This window comes from Roseicyclus sp. (assembly GCF_018402035.1).
Taxonomy (GTDB): domain Bacteria; phylum Pseudomonadota; class Alphaproteobacteria; order Rhodobacterales; family Rhodobacteraceae; genus Roseicyclus.
This window is the reverse complement of record NZ_JAGYJN010000018.1, coordinates 1-15,641: the sequence shown is the minus strand read 5'-3', so window position 1 is coordinate 15,641 and position 15,641 is coordinate 1. Positions and strand designations below refer to the sequence as shown.

Here is a 15,641-nt window from a genome sequence, read left to right as displayed (position 1 = left end):
GACGGGTCTGTTGTGTTTCGCAAGAAGCTTTCCCGGGGCCAGATTCTGGCATTCATTGCCCAGCAATCCAGGTGCGTTGTTGCCATGGAGGCGTGCGCTACAGCCCATGGCTGGGGGCGCGAGTTCGAGAAGCTGGGACACGATGTGCGCTTGATCCCGCCGGTCTATGTGAAGCCTTTCGTCAAGCGTCAGAAGAATGATGCGGCGGATGCTGAGGCCATTGTCGAAGCCGCGTTGCGCCCGACCATGCGGTTTGTTGCGGTGAAGACGGAAGACCAGCAGGCGCGCGCCATGCTGTTTCGTACGCGGCGGATGTTCGTGGGTCAGCGCACTCAAATGATCAATGCCTTACGCGGGCACTTGGCGGAGCATGGGTTGGTTGCTGCAACAGGCACAGCACAACTCAAACGTCTGGCGGATGCGATCGAAGATAGTGACACAGCTTTGCCCGAGGGCGTCCGGGACCTAGGTCGGATGTATCTGGCGCATATTGCAACGCTGAATGCTCGGGTTGCAGAACTTGACCAGAAGATGAGGTGCGCGGCCAAAGAGGCCGATGTGGCGAGGCGGCTCCAAACCATGCCGGGCGTAGGGCCGATTACGGCGCTTGCGATCGAGACATTCGCACCGGAGCTGTCATCCTTCCGGCGCGGTCGCGACTTTGCAGCCTGGCTCGGGCTCGTGCCAAAACAGCATTCAACAGGCGGCAAAGCCCGGTTGGGCAAGACGTCGAAGATGGGACAACGTGACATCCGCACGCTCTTGGTCTCAGGCGCCATGGCTGTTCTGCAGGCAGTGGAGCGATTTGGTACCCCGAACAATGGCTGGCTGACGCGCATACGGGCTCGAAAGCCGCGCATGGTCGTCGCGATTGCACTTGCCAATAAAATGGCCCGTGGCCTCTGGGCCATGATGACGAAACAAGAAGATTACCGGAACCCCGTGGCGACGATGGCATAGGCACACTGCGCTTTCCATTCCGCACCGGCGCGTCGGGAGTGTGAGGAGGTCACTGAACAGTAAGGGCAAAGGATCGACAAGATCCGGGTCAGAGAAAGCAGTATTTGTGCTGGAGCCAACGAGCTCGGTCTGTTGATCTGCTTCTGATCCGCGCATCGCCATACCGGCCCGCGGCTGTATCAATCGCCGCAACAAGAGGCCTGATACATGACCGCACCCGATCACACGCTCAAGCCGTTCAAAAACCACTTGCACCAACGGGGGCATCCATACATGCACAAATCGCGTGAGGGATTCATCTTGTGAATCCAGCGTGGTAGCTGGGATGCATGAAAGTGTTGATTGTCACTGAGAACTGACCCGGTTTAGACCAAAATGGTCACTGAGAACTGGCCCATATGCAACCGTTCTCCGGCTTGAACCAGCCAGGAGAAATCGCGGTGCTTCAATTGAAGTTCGATACCGGACCCGTTGCGACCAGATGGCCTGCAAACTCAATCTATAGTAAATGATTACAATGACTTAAGCCTCAGAGAGCGTTGGTTGCCAGACCCATTCCCTCCGCCATACTCCCATTCCAAAGCCATTTTCCGATCCGGCTGCGGCCGGATTTGTCCGTTTTTTCGGACGCTTATGGGGGTAGTGCACTTATCAGAAAGACAAATCGTAAGCGCGGCATATCGGTTCGGTTCATCACCGTTTATTTCGGCGTGGTGGCCGAGATTGCCGACCGCGCTGCCGTGATGCGGCGTGGTGATGCGGTTGAGCACGCTGGCGCATCCGACGTTTTGGCCAAGTCGCAGCAGGCCGATACGCAAAGCCTGCTTGATGTTGTGCCGGGGCGCGATTGGATCAGCGGCCTGTCTGCCGCCGTCTGAGGTGGCAAACACACCCCGCGTGCGCGGGGCATTGCTTAAATCGCGCCAAGGCGGCAAAGTCATCTCACCCAAGGCAAAGGGAGGAAGGCCATGGGCGGGCGTATCTTGTTGATCGAGGATGAGGGGAATATTCGCGAAGCCATCGGTTTCATTCTCAGCCGCGCAGGTTGGGAGGTGCAAGGCCATGGCAATGGTGCAACGGCCATCGAGGCGGTGACGCGCACCAAGCCCGACATCATCATTCTCGATATCATGTTGCCGGGGCTTTCGGGGTTCGAGATTTTGCGCGCGCTGCGCGAGGATGCGGATTTGGCCCTTCTTCCGGTGTTGATGCTGACCGCCAAGGGCCAAGCCCGCGATCAAGAGGCCGCCTTTGAGATCGGGGCCAACGCCTATTTGACCAAGCCCTTTTCCAATGCTGATCTGCTTGCAACCGTCGCGCGCTTGGCTCAGGCGCATGTGACGGGCGACCGCACCTAAGCGCGGTCAGCGGGGGGAAGGGCAATGGCACGGCGCTTGTTTTTGGAACGGCGGAGCTACCGTCAAAACCGTCTGCAAGATGCGGCACGGCTTTTGCCGGTACTTGGATTGTTGCTGGTCTTTGCGCCGGTCTTTATCCGTGGCGATACGGCCTTGCTGGGTGGCACGAGCCTGTCGAATTGGCTGGTCTATTACTTCGTTGTCTGGATCGGGCTGATCGTGCTGACGGGCTTTGTGTCATGGTCGCTGACACGGGGTGACCGCAAAGCGCAAACCGATGCCCCACCATCGGAGGAAGGGCAATAATGCTCAGCTTCGATGGGCTTGTCGCGGTCTGTGTTCTTTACGTTCTGATCCTGTTCGGCGTGGCTTTCATCGCCGAAAAGCGCGCGGCTGATGGCAAGGCGCGGTGGCTCAACTCGCCCATCACCTACACGCTCAGCCTGTCGATCTATACCACGGCTTGGACATTTTACGGTGCTGTCGGCTCGGCCGTGCGCAACGGGCTTGAGTTCTTGACCATCTATCTTGGCCCAACGCTGGTCTTTATCGGCTGGTTTTGGCTTTTGCGCAAAATGGTGCGCATCGGGCGGGCGCAGCGCATCACCTCGATCGCCGATATGATCTCAAGCCGCTATGGCAAATCGGGCGGTGTCGCGGCGCTGGTAACGCTGCTGTCGGTGATTGGCGCCACACCCTATATTGCGCTGCAATTGCAATCGGTGACGCTATCGTTTTCGGTCTTTGCCGATGGTGGCGCCTTTGGTGCGCCCAATGCCGATCAAACCGCGATTTGGGTGGCGGCGGGGCTTGCGCTCTTTACCATCGTCTTTGGCACCCGCTCACTTGACGTCAATGAACGCCATCCCGGCCTTGTCTCGGCCATCGCGCTCGAGGCCATTGTTAAACTTGCCGCCATTCTTGTCTTGGGTGTGTTCGTCGTTTGGGGCGTGGCAGATGGGCCTGCCAATATGCTCGCCCGGATCGAGGCAAGCCCAGTCAACAACGCCGCATGGAACGGCGCGCGCTGGCTGGGGCTGACGGTGTTGGCGGGGGCTGCGATCTTGTGCTTGCCGCGGATGTTTCAGGTGCTTGTCGTCGAAAACACCGATGAGCGGCATCTGGCGACCGCCGGTTGGGCCTTTCCGCTATATCTGTTGTTGATCAGCCTTTTTGTCGTGCCCATCGCGGTGGTGGGGCTTGAGATGTTCGGGCCTGAGGCCAACCCTGATCTGTTCATGCTGACAGTGCCGCTGTTGCTTGGGTATGACGGCTTGGCGCTGTTGGTGTTTTTGGGCGGGTTCTCGGCGGCGACATCGATGGTGATCGTGGCGGCACTGGCACTCTCGACCATGCTGTCGAACCATATCATCGTGCCCTTCTGGCTGCGGCTGACGCGCCATGATGACCCGATGTCGGGCGATATGCGGCGGGTCGCGCTGACCGCGCGGCGCTTGTCGATCGCGGGTGTCTTGTTCTTGGGCTATGGCTATTACCGCTTGTCCGGCGGGGCCGATGCCTTGGCCGATATCGGGCTCATCGCCTTTCTGGGCGTGGCGCAGATCTTGCCTGCGCTTTTGGGCGGGATCTTGTGGCGCGGGGCTACCCGCGTCGGCGCAGCCCTTGGGATCGGGTCGGGCTTTTTGATCTGGGTTTGGCTTTTGCTCATCCCCAATATCGCTGAGACCGGCGGCATCATGCCCGCAATCCTCAGCGACGGCCCCTTTGGCCTGACATGGCTCAGCCCCGCCACGCCCTTGGGCCTTCAGGCAACCGATCCGCTTTTGACCGCGATGGTGCTATCGCTGGGGGTCAATACGCTGCTGTTCATCTTGGGCTCGCTCATGTCCTTTCCCAGCCCGCTTGAGCGGTTGCAGGGCGCACAATTCGTCAATGTCTATGATCATTCCCAACCGCTTTACGGCTGGCAGGGCGCGACAGGGGCGGCCGATGATCTGTTGGTGATGGCGCAGCGGATCTTGGGCGCGGGCAGGGCAGGACGGCTTTTTGACACTGCTGCCGAGGCGCAGGGGCGCACCGGCGGTTTGCCCGAACCCACCCCCGATTTCCTCGAGCGGTTGGAACGTGAATTGGCAGGCTCCGTAGGGGCCGCGACCGCACATGCCATGGTGGCCCAGATCGTCGGCGGGGCCAGCGTGTCGGTGCGTGACCTTTTGGCCGTGGCCGATGAAACCGCCCAGATCATGGAATATTCCATCCAGCTTGAAACCAAGTCCGAGGAACTGGCCCAAACCGCCGCCCGCCTGCAAGAGGCCAACGCCAAGCTCACCGCGCTGTCACGCCAGAAAGATGCCTTTCTCAGTCAGATCAGCCATGAGTTGCGCACGCCGATGACCTCGATCCGCGCCTTTTCCGAGTTGTTGATGCAAGATGAAGGGATCGATGATGAGATGCGCGCGCGCTTTTCGCGGATCATCCATGATGAGACATTGCGCCTGACCCGGTTGTTGGACGATTTGCTGGATCTTTCCGTGCTTGAGCATGGGCGCGTGACGCTGCACGAGGGTGAGGCGGTGCTTTGCGATGTGTTGGATCGTGCCCTGCGTGCCGCAGGCGCGCAAGCCGGCGATGGGCAACTCAAGATCATCCGCGACCGCCAGACCGAGGCGGTGACGCTTTGGACCGATGCCGATCGCCTGACGCAGGTTTTCATCAACCTGATCTCGAATGCGCAAAAATACTGCGATGCCGCCCAGCCCGAGATGGTGATTTCAGTGCGCCAGATGCCGGGCCGCATACAGGTGGATTTTATTGATAACGGCAGCGGCATTCCCGCCCGACAACAAGCGCTGATCTTCGAGAAATTCGCACGCGCCGATACCGCGCGCGGCGCGCCGGGGGCGGGCTTGGGCCTTGCGATCAGCCGCGAGATCATGCTGCGTTTGGGCGGGGGGCTGAGCTATGTCGCCGCGGATCACGGTACGCGGTTCCGGGTGCGGCTCCCGCTGCGGGTGCCGCGCGCGGCTTGACGGTCTGTTAACCGATCATCGGCTAGCCTGCGGCGGTAATGATCCAAGGATGACCGGTTTTGATGACCACCTCGCTGCCGCATAGCGCCCTGCGCCGCAAGATCGCGGCGCATCGCCCCGCCGCCGCTTTGGCCCCCGAGCGCGATGATGCAAGCACCCATGCCTTTGGCCGCGCGCTGCGCCGGGCGGCGATGGGCTTTGACGGGCTGGGTTTGGCGCTGGGCCAAGTGGGGGTTGACTGCGCGCAACCGCTGCAAGCGGTGATCGCGGCCTTGCCCGCGCAGGGTCTGGTCGCGGCACTTGAGGATGAGCAGGGCAGGCGCGGCTTGATCGGCCTTTCGCCCGGTCTGGTCGATGCCTTGATCGAGGTGCAAACCACCGGCCGGGTCGAGGCGGCAGAGCTTCCCCCCCGCCCCGTCACCCGCATCGATGAGGCGCTGACGCGCGATTTCATCGATCTCGCGCTTGCGGCCTTTGCCCTTGAGGGGCAATCGATCACCGGTCGCGATTGGCCCGCGCGCATGACTTATGGCAGTCGGATCACCGCGCGCGGCCAGATCAACCTTCTTTTGCCTGATGGCGACCATACCCTTTTGCAAGCCGAGATTGGGTTTGACGCGGCCCCGCGACGCGCGCATCTCGTGATGGCCCTGCCGCGCGTGCCCCCTGCGGTCGCGGGTGACAAGGCGGGCAATTCTGTGCCGCCTGATCCTGCTTGGATTGCGGCCCGCGCGCGCCTGCTCGATGAACTTCACCTGTCGCTTGATGTGGTGTTGATGCGGCTGCACCACCCATTGGCGCAGGTTGAGCGCCTTGCCGTCGGTGATCTGATCCCGTTTTCACGCGCCGATCTGCATGCGGTCGCGCTTGAGGATGGGCAGGGTCGGGTGCTTTTGCACGGGCGTTTGGGTCAGATCGGCGGGCGGCGCGCCTTGCGCATGCCGCCCTTGCCTGACGCCTCACCGACATCCCAGCCGCAAGATGCAGTGCTCGATCTGCGCAATGCTGTGCAACAATCGACCTTACGCGCCGCTGGCTGAGTGGAACACTACCGCCCCCGGCCCATATGTCGAAAATTTGCCATAATTCTGACCGCAAATGACCTTTGCATTTCCTTTGATCTGTCCTTGCGCTGTCGCGCTTTCGCCACGGACAAGGGGCAGTGTCACCCCATGACCCGATCCACGGGCACCATGTTTGACCCATAGCCCAGCATGACCGCTGTTCGCGGCAAGGAGGCAGGCAATGATCCGTTTGTTCACAACCCCCGCCCTGATCTTGGCGGCCACAATGGCGTTGTCTGCTTGCGCCACGCCCTATGCTGTGTCGCGCAACGCACCGCTCGACACCATGCGCCCGGTGATCGAGGTGCCGATGCAGGATTGGTCGATCCAATCGGTCACGATCAATGTGCCGCAAAGCCTGACGGTCTCTGAGGCGAACTCGATCAAGCCATTGGCTGACATCGTTTGGCGCGAAGATCCCTTGGGTGATCGTTATGCACAGGTCGAAGCCTTGATGACCCGCGCCTTGTCGCCCGTGATGCGCCCACGCGAAGCTGGGGCAACGCCGGTCATCGTGTCGCTGGATGTGACGCGCTTTCATGCCTTGACCGAACGCGCACGCTACACCATCGGCGGCGAGCATGAGATCGAGTTCATCTTGACCGTCACCCATGCCGAAACGGGCGAGATTTTGTCCGGCCCGCGTCCTGTCGATCTGACCTTTGCCGCGATGGGGGGGCAAAAAGCCCTCGCCGAGCAAGCGCGCGGCATCACCCAAGCGGTGCGCATTACCCAACGCCTCCAGCAATGGGCGCTGATGGAATTTGCGCAGGCGCGTCCCGATGATTTGGTCAGCGCGCAGATCACGAACTGATCTTCCGCTCGTCGCTACATCAAGATAGAGGGGGCGCATGACAGCGCCCCTTTCGCCTTTTCCCGTCTTGCGTCTCAAGCCTAAGGCCGACGCCAGAAGCATCCGACATGGCCATCCTTGGGCATGGGGGGATGATCTTGTCCTCGACAGGCGCGCGCGCGCCATCCCTGCGGGCGCGCTGGCCGTGCTCGAGGATGCCGAGCGTCAGCCGCTTGGCCTTGGTGTCGCCACGGTCGAGGGTAAGATCGGCCTGCGCCTTTTGGACCGCGACCCGGCGGCGGTGATCGACAAAGCATGGCTGGCTGCGCGCATCCAAGCGGCGGCGGCCTTGCGGGCCAAGCTTTACGATGCGCCCTTCTACCGCCTGATCCATGCCGAGGGCGATGGCCTGCCCGGACTGATCGTGGACCGTTTCGGCGATACGCTGGTGATGCAACCTAATGCGATCTGGCTTGAAGAGCGCGAAGCGGCCATTGTCGCGGCCCTGCGCGAGGCCACGGGCTGCACCAATCTGGTCAAGAACGGCACATCGCGCGCGCGTCTGGCCGAAGGTCTGCCCGAGGTGACCGAGGTCTTGCTGGGCCATGCGCCCGCCGCACCCATCCCTGTGCCGATGAACGGGGCCATTTATCTGGCCGATGTCATGGCGGGCCAGAAAACCGGGCTTTTCTTTGATCAACGCGACAATCACGCCTTTGCCGCGCGGCTTTCGCGTGATGCGCGGGTGCTTGACGTGTTTTCCCATGTCGGGGGTTTTGGTCTGGCAAGCTTGGCTGCGGGTGCCACCCATGCGCTTGCCATTGATGCCTCGGCCCCGGCGCTCAGTTTGGCCGAGGCCGGTGCCGCAGCCGGCGGGATGGCAGATCGCTTTGCCACGCGCCAAGGCGATGCTTTCGCCACGCTCGAGGCCTTGGCCGAAGAAGGCGCGCGTTTCGATCTGATCATCTGCGACCCGCCCGCTTTTGCGCCATCAAAACAGGCGCTCGAGGCTGGATTGCGCGCCTATGAGCGGATCGCCAAGCTTGCCGCGCCCTTGGTGGCCGAGGGCGGGGTATTGATGCTGTGTTCATGCAGCCACGCCGCCGAGCTGCCCAAGTTCCGCGCCGCCTGTCTGCGCGGGATCGGGCGGGCCGGGCGCGAGCCGCGGCTGATCTACACGGGCTTTGCCGGTCCCGACCATCCCCAGCATCCCGCGCTGACCGAGACGGGCTATCTCAAGGCTGTGGCGTTTCGCTTGATGCCATGAGGGTCGTGATCGACGCTTGCGTGCTCTATCCCACGGTCCTGCGCGAGATTGTGCTGGGCGTAGCGCGCGCGGACTTGATCACACCGCTTTGGTCCGAGCGGCTGTTGGAGGAATGGGCGCGCACCGCCGCGCGCCACGGCGGCGCGGTCGATGCAACCTTGACCCGTGGTGCAATCGCGGGCTTGGCCGTGACGTTTCCCGATGCAAATCAGCCAGCAGACCCCGCGCTTGAGGGGCAGCTTTGGTTGCCTGATCATGGCGATATCCATGTGCTGGCCACCGCGATCACGGCACGGGCGGATCAGATCATGACATTGAACTTGCGTGATTTTCCTTTGCGCGAATTGGCGTCGCACAGGGTGGTGGCGATCCATCCCGATGCAGCGCTCTACCAGCTATGGCTGGAACATCCCGACAAGGTCAGCGCAGTTGTCGCCGGGGTGCATGCCACAGCCGAGCGCCTATCGGGCGAGGTGCTGGCCCTGCGCGCGCTGCTGAAGCGGGCAAAGCTGCCGCGGTTGGCCAAAGCCTTGGGCTAAAGCCTGTCGCGCTGAATATAGCGGAATGGTCAAACGCACCACGCTCTAGCGGGCGGAAAACGCAAGTTTTCCGCATTGGAAACCCCGGGGTTTCCCGTGCGTTTTCCCCAAGGAAAACGCCGCCCTCAATCTTGCGGCAATTCCTTGGCCCAGCGCGCCTCGAGCGCCTCGATGGCGCGTATACGCTCGGCGGTCTTGGGATGGCTCATCAGCCAAGCGGGCATGCCGCGCCCGCCCATCCCCGTTAGCCCTTCAAGTTTGACAAACAGCGCTTTCTGCGGCGCTGTGCCGATCCCTGCCTTGGTCAAAAGGGCGGCGGCGTAAGCATCGGCCTCGTACTCATCTTGGCGGCTCAGACGCGCGGCCAGCATGCCCGCCAACATATTGGCGATCCAGATACCCACACCCGGCACCAAGCGCCCCAAAACCGTCGCCAGCGCCACGCGGATCGCGTTTTGCCCCGAGAAATCGATCATCCGCCGCCGTGCATGGCCCAAGGCGACATGGCCTAACTCATGGGCGATGACGCTGGCCAGCTCCTCTCCCGTGACCTCACCCGCGCGATACTTGTTGTAAAAGCCCCGCGTCAGGAAAATGCGCCCATCGGGGGCGGCCAGCCCGTTGACCGGCTCAATCTCGTAGATGTTCACCCGGATACGCTCGAGCCCCAGCGCCTCGGCCATGCGCGCCATCAGGCCACGCAGGCGCGGATCGGCCAGTTCGGTCGAGCGCTGATCAAGCTCGCGCTTGGTGCGCCACGCCGAGAATTGGTACATCACCAGCGCATAGCCGATGGCCAACAAGATGGGGGTCAATTTCAACATGTGATGGATATGGTGTGGCGGGGTGGCTGTGGCAACAGTTGATCTTGACGCGCGGCGCGCTTACCGGCGCAAGCTTTGCATGCCGCGGGTGATCCCTTCCAGCGTCATGGGCACCATTTTCCCCTCGAAAATCTCTGAGATCATCGCGATCGACTGGGTATGGGGCCAAAGCCGCTCGGGCGTGGGGTTAATCCACAGATGATCGGGCCATTGCGCGCGTGCGCGCGTCAGCCAGACTTGGCCTGCCTCTTCGTTCCAATATTCCGACGCACCACCGGCAAAGGCGATTTCATAGGGTGACATGGCCGCATCGCCAACAAAGATGCATTTGTAATCAGCGCCATAGGTGTTCATCACCTCTTGGGTCGGGATCTTTTCGGTCCACCGCCTGCGATTGTCGCGCCAGACCGTGTCGTAGAGGCAATTATGGAAGTAATAATGTTCAAGGTGTTTGAACTCGGCGCGGGCGGCGGAAAACAACTCTTCGACCACGCGGATATGGTCATCCATTGAGCCGCCCACATCGAGAAACAAGATCACCTTGACCGCATTGCGCCGCTCGGGGCGGGTCTTTACATCAAGCCAGCCTTGCTCGGCGGTGGCGCGGATCGTGCCGTCAAGGTCCAATTCCTCGGCCGCCCCATCGCGCGCCCATTGGCGCAAGCGCTTCAGCGCTACCTTGATATTGCGGGTGCCAAGTTCAACATCGCCCGCGAAGTCCTTGAATTCGCGCTTATCCCAGACCTTGACCGCGCGCCGGTGGCGGCTTTCATCTTGCCCGATCCGCACCCCTTCGGGGTTATAGCCATGCGCACCAAAAGGCGAGGTGCCTGCCGTGCCGATCCATTTCGAGCCACCCTGATGGCGGCCCTTTTGTTCGGCCAGTCGTTCGCGCAGCGTCTCCATCAGCTTGTCAAAGCCACCAAGCGCCGCGATCTCGGCGCGCTCTTCGGGCGAGAGGTGCTTTTCGGCCAGTTTTTCCAGCCATTCGGGCGGGATCGCAACCGCCTCGACCACCTGTTCTGGGGTGATCGCGGCAAGCCCGGCAAAGGCTGTGGCAAAGCATTGGTCAAAGCGGTCGAGGTGGCGCTCGTCTTTCACCATCGCGGTGCGCGCGAGATAGTAAAAGCCATCGATATCATAGGTCACAAGCCCCGCGCTGACCCCTTCAAGGAAGGCGAGGTATTCGCGCAAGCTGACCGGGATACGCGCCGCGCGCAGGGTTTGGAAAAAGGGCAAGAACATGATGCCCGCAAGATGTCAGCCCGGTGCCGGGATCACAAGCATCGCAAAGGCCCCGATGATGAAACCGAGGATGCCAAGCACCGTGGCGTAGTGCAAAAGGTCCAGCCGATTGCCGCCGCGCCTGCGCGCCAGCCAAAGCCCCAGCAAGATGCCAAGCGCGGCCCCGATATAATTCAGCATGTCACTTGCCCATTCCGCGATTGTTTTCAGGGTGTCAGCGACGCGATCTCGGTCAGACGCGCGCCTAGTTCTGCATTGGTGCCAAAGCCATAGCGGCCCCAGCTTAGGCTGTCGAGGCGTACCTGCTGCGCTTGCGATGTTCGGCCAAGCCCATCCAGCGCTTCGGCCCGGATCATCAGCAATGTCGACAACAGCGCTGCATTCTCACCAAGCGTGGCCGCAGGCATGGCCGCCCCCGTCAAGCGCAGCGCCTCATCAAAGCGGCCTGTGCTTAGGGCGAATGCCGCGAGTTGCATATCGATATGGGCCGCATGGATGCCCCCCGGCGCGATGGTGTCATAGATATCTCGCGCGGCCAAAAACGCATTGATCGACTGTTGCGGGTCATCGCCCAGCGAAAGGCGCCCCAAGGCGAAATAGCTGAATGCAAGTCGCCCATCGCTCAGACCTGATTGGCGCGCGATCTCGACCGCGCGTGCGGCGGCGGCGGGGCGCGCGGCCTCGCGGGTTCCGGGGCCAAGGGCTGTCTCGATGGCTGTGATCCATGCGCGCGGTGTTGCACTTGCTGCGCTCGCTGCCCCTGGCGGTGCGGATGGATTGATCCGCGCCAAAATTGCGGGCAGGGCAGCGGCCACCTCGGCGCGTGTCATGCCCGAGCGCAACTCAGCATCGTAATAGGCCCGCAGAATAAGCATATCAAAGCCGGTCAGCACCGCGTTGAAATTGTCATCGTTGAACACGCTGTCGGCCAAGCGATAAAGATCGTTCAACGGCCCAAGCGCTTGGGCGACCTCTTCATGCAGGCAATCGCGAATTTCTTGGGGTGCGACGTCATTGGGAATGAAAACCGCGACATGCTCGCGTGTTTCCAAGGTCGTCCAATCCATGATGCGGCTGTTGCGATTGCGATGAAACTCTGACCAGCTTGACACACGCGGCACCACGAAACAGGCCGCATGCGGCACGACGCGCTGCATCCGGGCGCGCGGCAGCGTCTCGATGGTGATATTGGCAGGCGTCTCGCCATAGGGGATGCGGCGAATATCGATCCGCGCCTCTTGGCGCAGCCGCGCGATGAGCCGGTCGAGATCGGGCAAAACCGTTGCAGGCGCGCCGGGGGTGACAGTGATGCTCACCGGCCCCTCGAAACGCGAGAGCTGCGCAATCGGGCGGCCCGATTCCATCATGAAGCTCAACTCAAGAAAATCCTGGGCGAGCTCTGCGTTTGCCCGCGCAGGCGCAAAGGGCCGTGGCGCGCCGAACTGGTTCATCGGCGGCATTACGCGCAGTGTTTCGGGCGCGACCGCACGGTTTGCCACATCGCGCAAGCCAGGTGAGGCGGGCATGCATCCCGCAAGCGCCAAAAGCACAAAGGCAAAAAACCAATACGCGCGTATAGCTGACACAGGCGCGATCATCCTTGGTCAACGCCGCTGCACGCCGGGCGCATCGTAAAAGGGGTCGTGACGATGCGTATCATGGTACGGTCCTTTGTGCGCAAATTTGCCCGTTCAAGGGGATGCCCTGAAATATGGCAGGAATCGGGGCAACAAACAGGTCATTTCTGCGCAAGCGCCATGCCCGCGGCGAGATGCCTAACGCTGCCTTCGCGCCATAAAGGCCAGACGCTCGAACAGGGCCACATCTTGTTCATTCTTCAAAAGCGCCCCATGCAGCTTGGGCAGGGCTGATGCGCCATCGCGCCTGAGGTCTTCGGGTGTCAGATCCTCCGCCAACAAGAGCTTAAGCCAATCCAGCACTTCTGAGGTGGAGGGTTTTTTCTTCAACCCCGGCTGCTCGCGGATCTCGTAGAATTGCGTCAGCGCCGTGCTGAGCAACTGGCCCTTGATCTGCGGAAAATGTACCGCGACGATGGCTTTCATCGTCTCCATGTCCGGAAAGCGGATATAATGAAAGAAACACCGGCGCAAAAACGCATCGGGCAGCTCTTTCTCATTGTTCGAGGTAATGATGACGATGGGCCGTGTTTCAGCCCGGATCGTCTCGCCTGTTTCATAGACGAAGAATTCCATCCGGTCCAACTCCTGCAACAGGTCGTTGGGAAACTCGATATCGGCCTTGTCGATCTCATCGATCAAAAGCACGCATTTGCCCGTATGTGCAAAAGCCTGCCACAGCTTGCCTTGGCGGATGTAGTTTTTCACATCATTGACGCGCGCATCGCCCAGCTGGCTATCGCGCAAGCGCGAGACGGCGTCGTATTCATAAAGCCCCTGCTGGGCGCGGGTGGTCGATTTGATGTGCCATTCAATCATCGGCAGGCCCAGCGCTGCGGCCACTTGTCTTGCCAGTTCGGTCTTGCCTGTTCCCGGCTCGCCCTTGACCAAGAGCGGGCGCTCCAAGGTGACCGCCGCATTGACTGCAACAGTCAGATCTTCGGTCGCCACATAGCTGTCACTGCCTTTGAAATCCGCGCGCATCGCTGCCTCCCTAAAGCCTGCGCATAGGTGTAATCCCAAGGGGCGCTGGGCGAAAGGTCTGGCTGTATGATGATCTTTGCATTTTCAACTATAGCGTGAAAACCCGCCAATCCCGCGTAATAAAAGGGCAATTTCTTCGCCGATCGACGCTTGCCGCGCCCAAGCACCGGCAAGAGCGCCGCAATGTTCAATAGACAGGTGACAAGCGGTCTTTGGTCTTGTAATCGGTCCGCACGGTGCCGGGGACGCGTTATGCCAGACCGACAAAACGACCCTGTCTCCGCTGAGGGGAGCGTTATGAAGGCCGAGAATTTTCTGCCCGAGGATTACCGTCCCGCCGAGGACGAACCATTCATGAACGAACGCCAACTTGAGTATTTCAGGCGCAAGTTAATCACCTGGAAGAATGACCTGCTCGAGGAAAGCCGGACCACGGTCGAGGCTTTGCAAGATGGCACGCGCAACATTCCCGATATCGCCGACCGCGCGAGCGAGGAAACAGACCGCGCGCTCGAACTGCGCACCCGTGACCGGCAGCGTAAGCTGATCACCAAGATCGATTCTGCACTGCGCCGGATCGATGAGGGTGAGTATGGCTATTGCGAAGTGACCGGCGAGCCGATTTCGCTCAAGCGTCTGGATGCCCGTCCCATCGCGACCATGAGCCTTGAGGCGCAAGAGCGTCACGAACGGCGCGAAAAGGTACATCGCGACGACTAAGCGCGCGATGCTGCGGTTTCACACCAAAAGACTGGGGCATTCCCGCCGGGGATGCCCCTTCTCGTCTCAGGGGGCAACATGCTGATCGGGCAAGAGGTCACGATTATCGGCGCGGGCATCGGCGGCTTGGCCGCGGCCATCGCGCTGGCCCAACGCGGTGCGGTGGTGCAAGTGTTGGAACAGGCCCCAGCCATCGCCGAGGTCGGCGCCGGGCTGCAAATCAGCCCCAATGGCTGGCGTGTGTTGACGGCCCTTGGGCTGGCCGATGCAATCGCCGTCAAAAGCCCGCGCGCGCAAGGGGTGTATCTGCGTGATTTTCGCCATGGGGCAGGGGTGTTTACCATGCCACTCGGCCGCCCCGATCAGCCATGGCATCTGACCCATCGTGCCGATCTTATCACCACCTTGGCCCATGCCGCACAAGATGCGGGCGTGACCATCCGTTGCGGCGCGCGCGTGGCCGCGATCACCGCCAGCGCAGATGGCACGCTTTTGCAGATGGAAGATGGCAGGCAAGAACACCACGGCTTGGTCGTGGCCGCCGATGGGCTTCATTCACCCGCGCGCGCGACGCTTAACCCCAAGTCCCGACCCTTTTTCACCGGGCAGGTGGCGTGGCGCGCGATCATCGCCGTTGATGCGCCGCTGCCACCCGAGGCGCATGTTTTCATGGGGCCAGGTCGCCATTTGGTGCGCTACCCGCTGCGGGACAGGCGTCTGGTCAATATCGTTGCCGTCGAAGAACGCGATGGCTGGGCCGCCGAAGGCTGGCACCATCGTGATGATCCCGCCCATCTCGCCCGCGCCTTCACCGATTTCTGCCCCGAGGTCACGACGCTTTTGGCGCAAGCCAAGGAAGTGCATCTTTGGGGCCTGTTCCGCCACCCCGTCGCGCAGCGCTGGCATGAGCACAAGCTTGTCCTCTTGGGCGATGCGGCCCATCCGACGCTGCCCTTTTTGGCGCAAGGGGCCAATATGGCGCTGGAAGATGCCTATGTGCTGGCGCGCTGTCTGGCTGAGGATCACGATCATGACGCAGCCTTCGCCCGCTACCAAGCGCTCCGCCGCCCGCGTTGTGCCCGTATCGTGCAGGCCGCAAACGAGAACGCCGCCAATTACCACCTGCGCCCCGGCCCGATGCGCTTTGCAGCCCATAGCGCGCTCAGGCTGGCCAATCGCTATGCGCCCCATCTCGTGGCAAGGCGCTTCGATTGGGTCCATCGCTATGATGTGACCGGCTGACCACCCATCTTTGCTTCA

Annotated in this window: 16 protein-coding genes; 11 read left to right on the top strand and 5 right to left on the bottom strand. The window is 61.5% G+C overall.

What is annotated here, in order from left to right; genetic code table 11:
• The 9 genes from KG698_RS14065 to KG698_RS14025 all read left to right on the top strand — a co-directional run.
• Positions 1–960 (top strand): IS110 family transposase (locus KG698_RS14065; RefSeq protein WP_213686193.1); only part of this gene is annotated, 960 nt, incomplete at its 5' end.
• A 539-nt stretch (positions 961–1,499) separates the two neighbouring features.
• A complete protein-coding gene (locus KG698_RS14060) occupies positions 1,500–1,838 on the top strand; it encodes a hypothetical protein (RefSeq protein ID WP_213686192.1) in 339 nt (112 codons plus the stop codon).
• Positions 1,839–1,928: 90 nt separating this feature from the next.
• Positions 1,929–2,318, top strand: a complete 390-nt coding sequence (locus KG698_RS14055; RefSeq protein WP_213686191.1) for a response regulator — start codon at positions 1,929–1,931, stop codon at positions 2,316–2,318.
• Positions 2,319–2,342: 24 nt separating this feature from the next.
• Positions 2,343–2,624 (top strand): hypothetical protein, encoded by a 282-nt coding sequence (locus tag KG698_RS14050; RefSeq protein WP_213686190.1) that lies wholly within the window; start codon positions 2,343–2,345, stop codon positions 2,622–2,624.
• Positions 2,624–5,308, top strand: a complete 2,685-nt coding sequence (locus KG698_RS14045) for an ATP-binding protein (protein WP_213686189.1) — start codon at positions 2,624–2,626, stop codon at positions 5,306–5,308. Before KG698_RS14050 ends, KG698_RS14045 begins: the two co-directional genes overlap by 1 nt.
• A 62-nt stretch (positions 5,309–5,370) precedes the next feature.
• The gene (locus tag KG698_RS14040; RefSeq protein WP_213686188.1) at positions 5,371–6,348 is read left to right on the top strand and encodes a FliM/FliN family flagellar motor switch protein; all 978 of its coding nucleotides are present in this window, start codon (positions 5,371–5,373) and stop codon (positions 6,346–6,348) included.
• 205 nt (positions 6,349–6,553) lie between these two features.
• On the top strand, positions 6,554–7,186 hold the full coding sequence (locus KG698_RS14035; RefSeq protein WP_213686187.1) for a DUF6778 family protein: 633 nt from the start codon (positions 6,554–6,556) through the stop codon (positions 7,184–7,186).
• 37 nt (positions 7,187–7,223) lie between these two features.
• Positions 7,224–8,432, top strand: a complete 1,209-nt coding sequence (locus KG698_RS14030; protein WP_213686186.1) for an RSP_2647 family RNA methyltransferase — start codon at positions 7,224–7,226, stop codon at positions 8,430–8,432.
• Positions 8,429–8,971 (top strand): RSP_2648 family PIN domain-containing protein, encoded by a 543-nt coding sequence (locus KG698_RS14025; RefSeq protein ID WP_213686185.1) that lies wholly within the window; start codon positions 8,429–8,431, stop codon positions 8,969–8,971. The genes KG698_RS14030 and KG698_RS14025 overlap by 4 nt, the downstream gene beginning before the upstream one ends.
• Positions 8,972–9,096: 125 nt before the next feature.
• Here the strand turns inward: KG698_RS14025 and KG698_RS14020 are convergent, their stop codons facing one another.
• The 5 genes from KG698_RS14020 to KG698_RS14000 all read right to left on the bottom strand — a co-directional run bounded on the left by KG698_RS14020 (position 9,097) and on the right by KG698_RS14000 (position 13,661).
• Positions 9,097–9,795 (bottom strand): M48 family metalloprotease, encoded by a 699-nt coding sequence (locus tag KG698_RS14020; protein ID WP_213686184.1) that lies wholly within the window; start codon positions 9,793–9,795, stop codon positions 9,097–9,099.
• Positions 9,796–9,855: 60 nt separating this feature from the next.
• The gene (locus KG698_RS14015; RefSeq protein WP_213686183.1) at positions 9,856–11,040 is read right to left on the bottom strand and encodes a VWA domain-containing protein; all 1,185 of its coding nucleotides are present in this window, start codon (positions 11,038–11,040) and stop codon (positions 9,856–9,858) included.
• A 15-nt stretch (positions 11,041–11,055) separates the two neighbouring features.
• Entirely contained in the window at positions 11,056–11,220 is a 165-nt protein-coding gene (locus KG698_RS14010) for a hypothetical protein (RefSeq protein WP_213686182.1), read from the bottom strand.
• 26 nt (positions 11,221–11,246) lie between these two features.
• Positions 11,247–12,617 carry a DUF2927 domain-containing protein gene (locus tag KG698_RS14005; protein ID WP_213686194.1) on the bottom strand — a complete coding sequence of 457 codons (1,371 nt, stop codon included), beginning with the start codon at positions 12,615–12,617 and terminating at the stop codon, positions 11,247–11,249.
• Positions 12,618–12,815: 198 nt separating this feature from the next.
• A complete protein-coding gene (locus KG698_RS14000; protein ID WP_213686181.1) occupies positions 12,816–13,661 on the bottom strand; it encodes a MoxR family ATPase in 846 nt (281 codons plus the stop codon).
• A 297-nt stretch (positions 13,662–13,958) separates the two neighbouring features.
• Between KG698_RS14000 and dksA the strand changes: the two genes are divergently transcribed.
• Together dksA and KG698_RS13990 are read left to right on the top strand one after the other, a co-directional pair.
• Positions 13,959–14,381 (top strand): RNA polymerase-binding protein DksA, encoded by a 423-nt coding sequence (gene dksA / locus KG698_RS13995; RefSeq protein WP_213686180.1) that lies wholly within the window; start codon positions 13,959–13,961, stop codon positions 14,379–14,381.
• 78 nt (positions 14,382–14,459) lie between these two features.
• On the top strand, positions 14,460–15,623 hold the full coding sequence (locus KG698_RS13990) for an FAD-dependent oxidoreductase (RefSeq protein WP_213686179.1): 1,164 nt from the start codon (positions 14,460–14,462) through the stop codon (positions 15,621–15,623).
• The last annotated feature ends 18 nt before the right edge of the window (positions 15,624–15,641 follow it).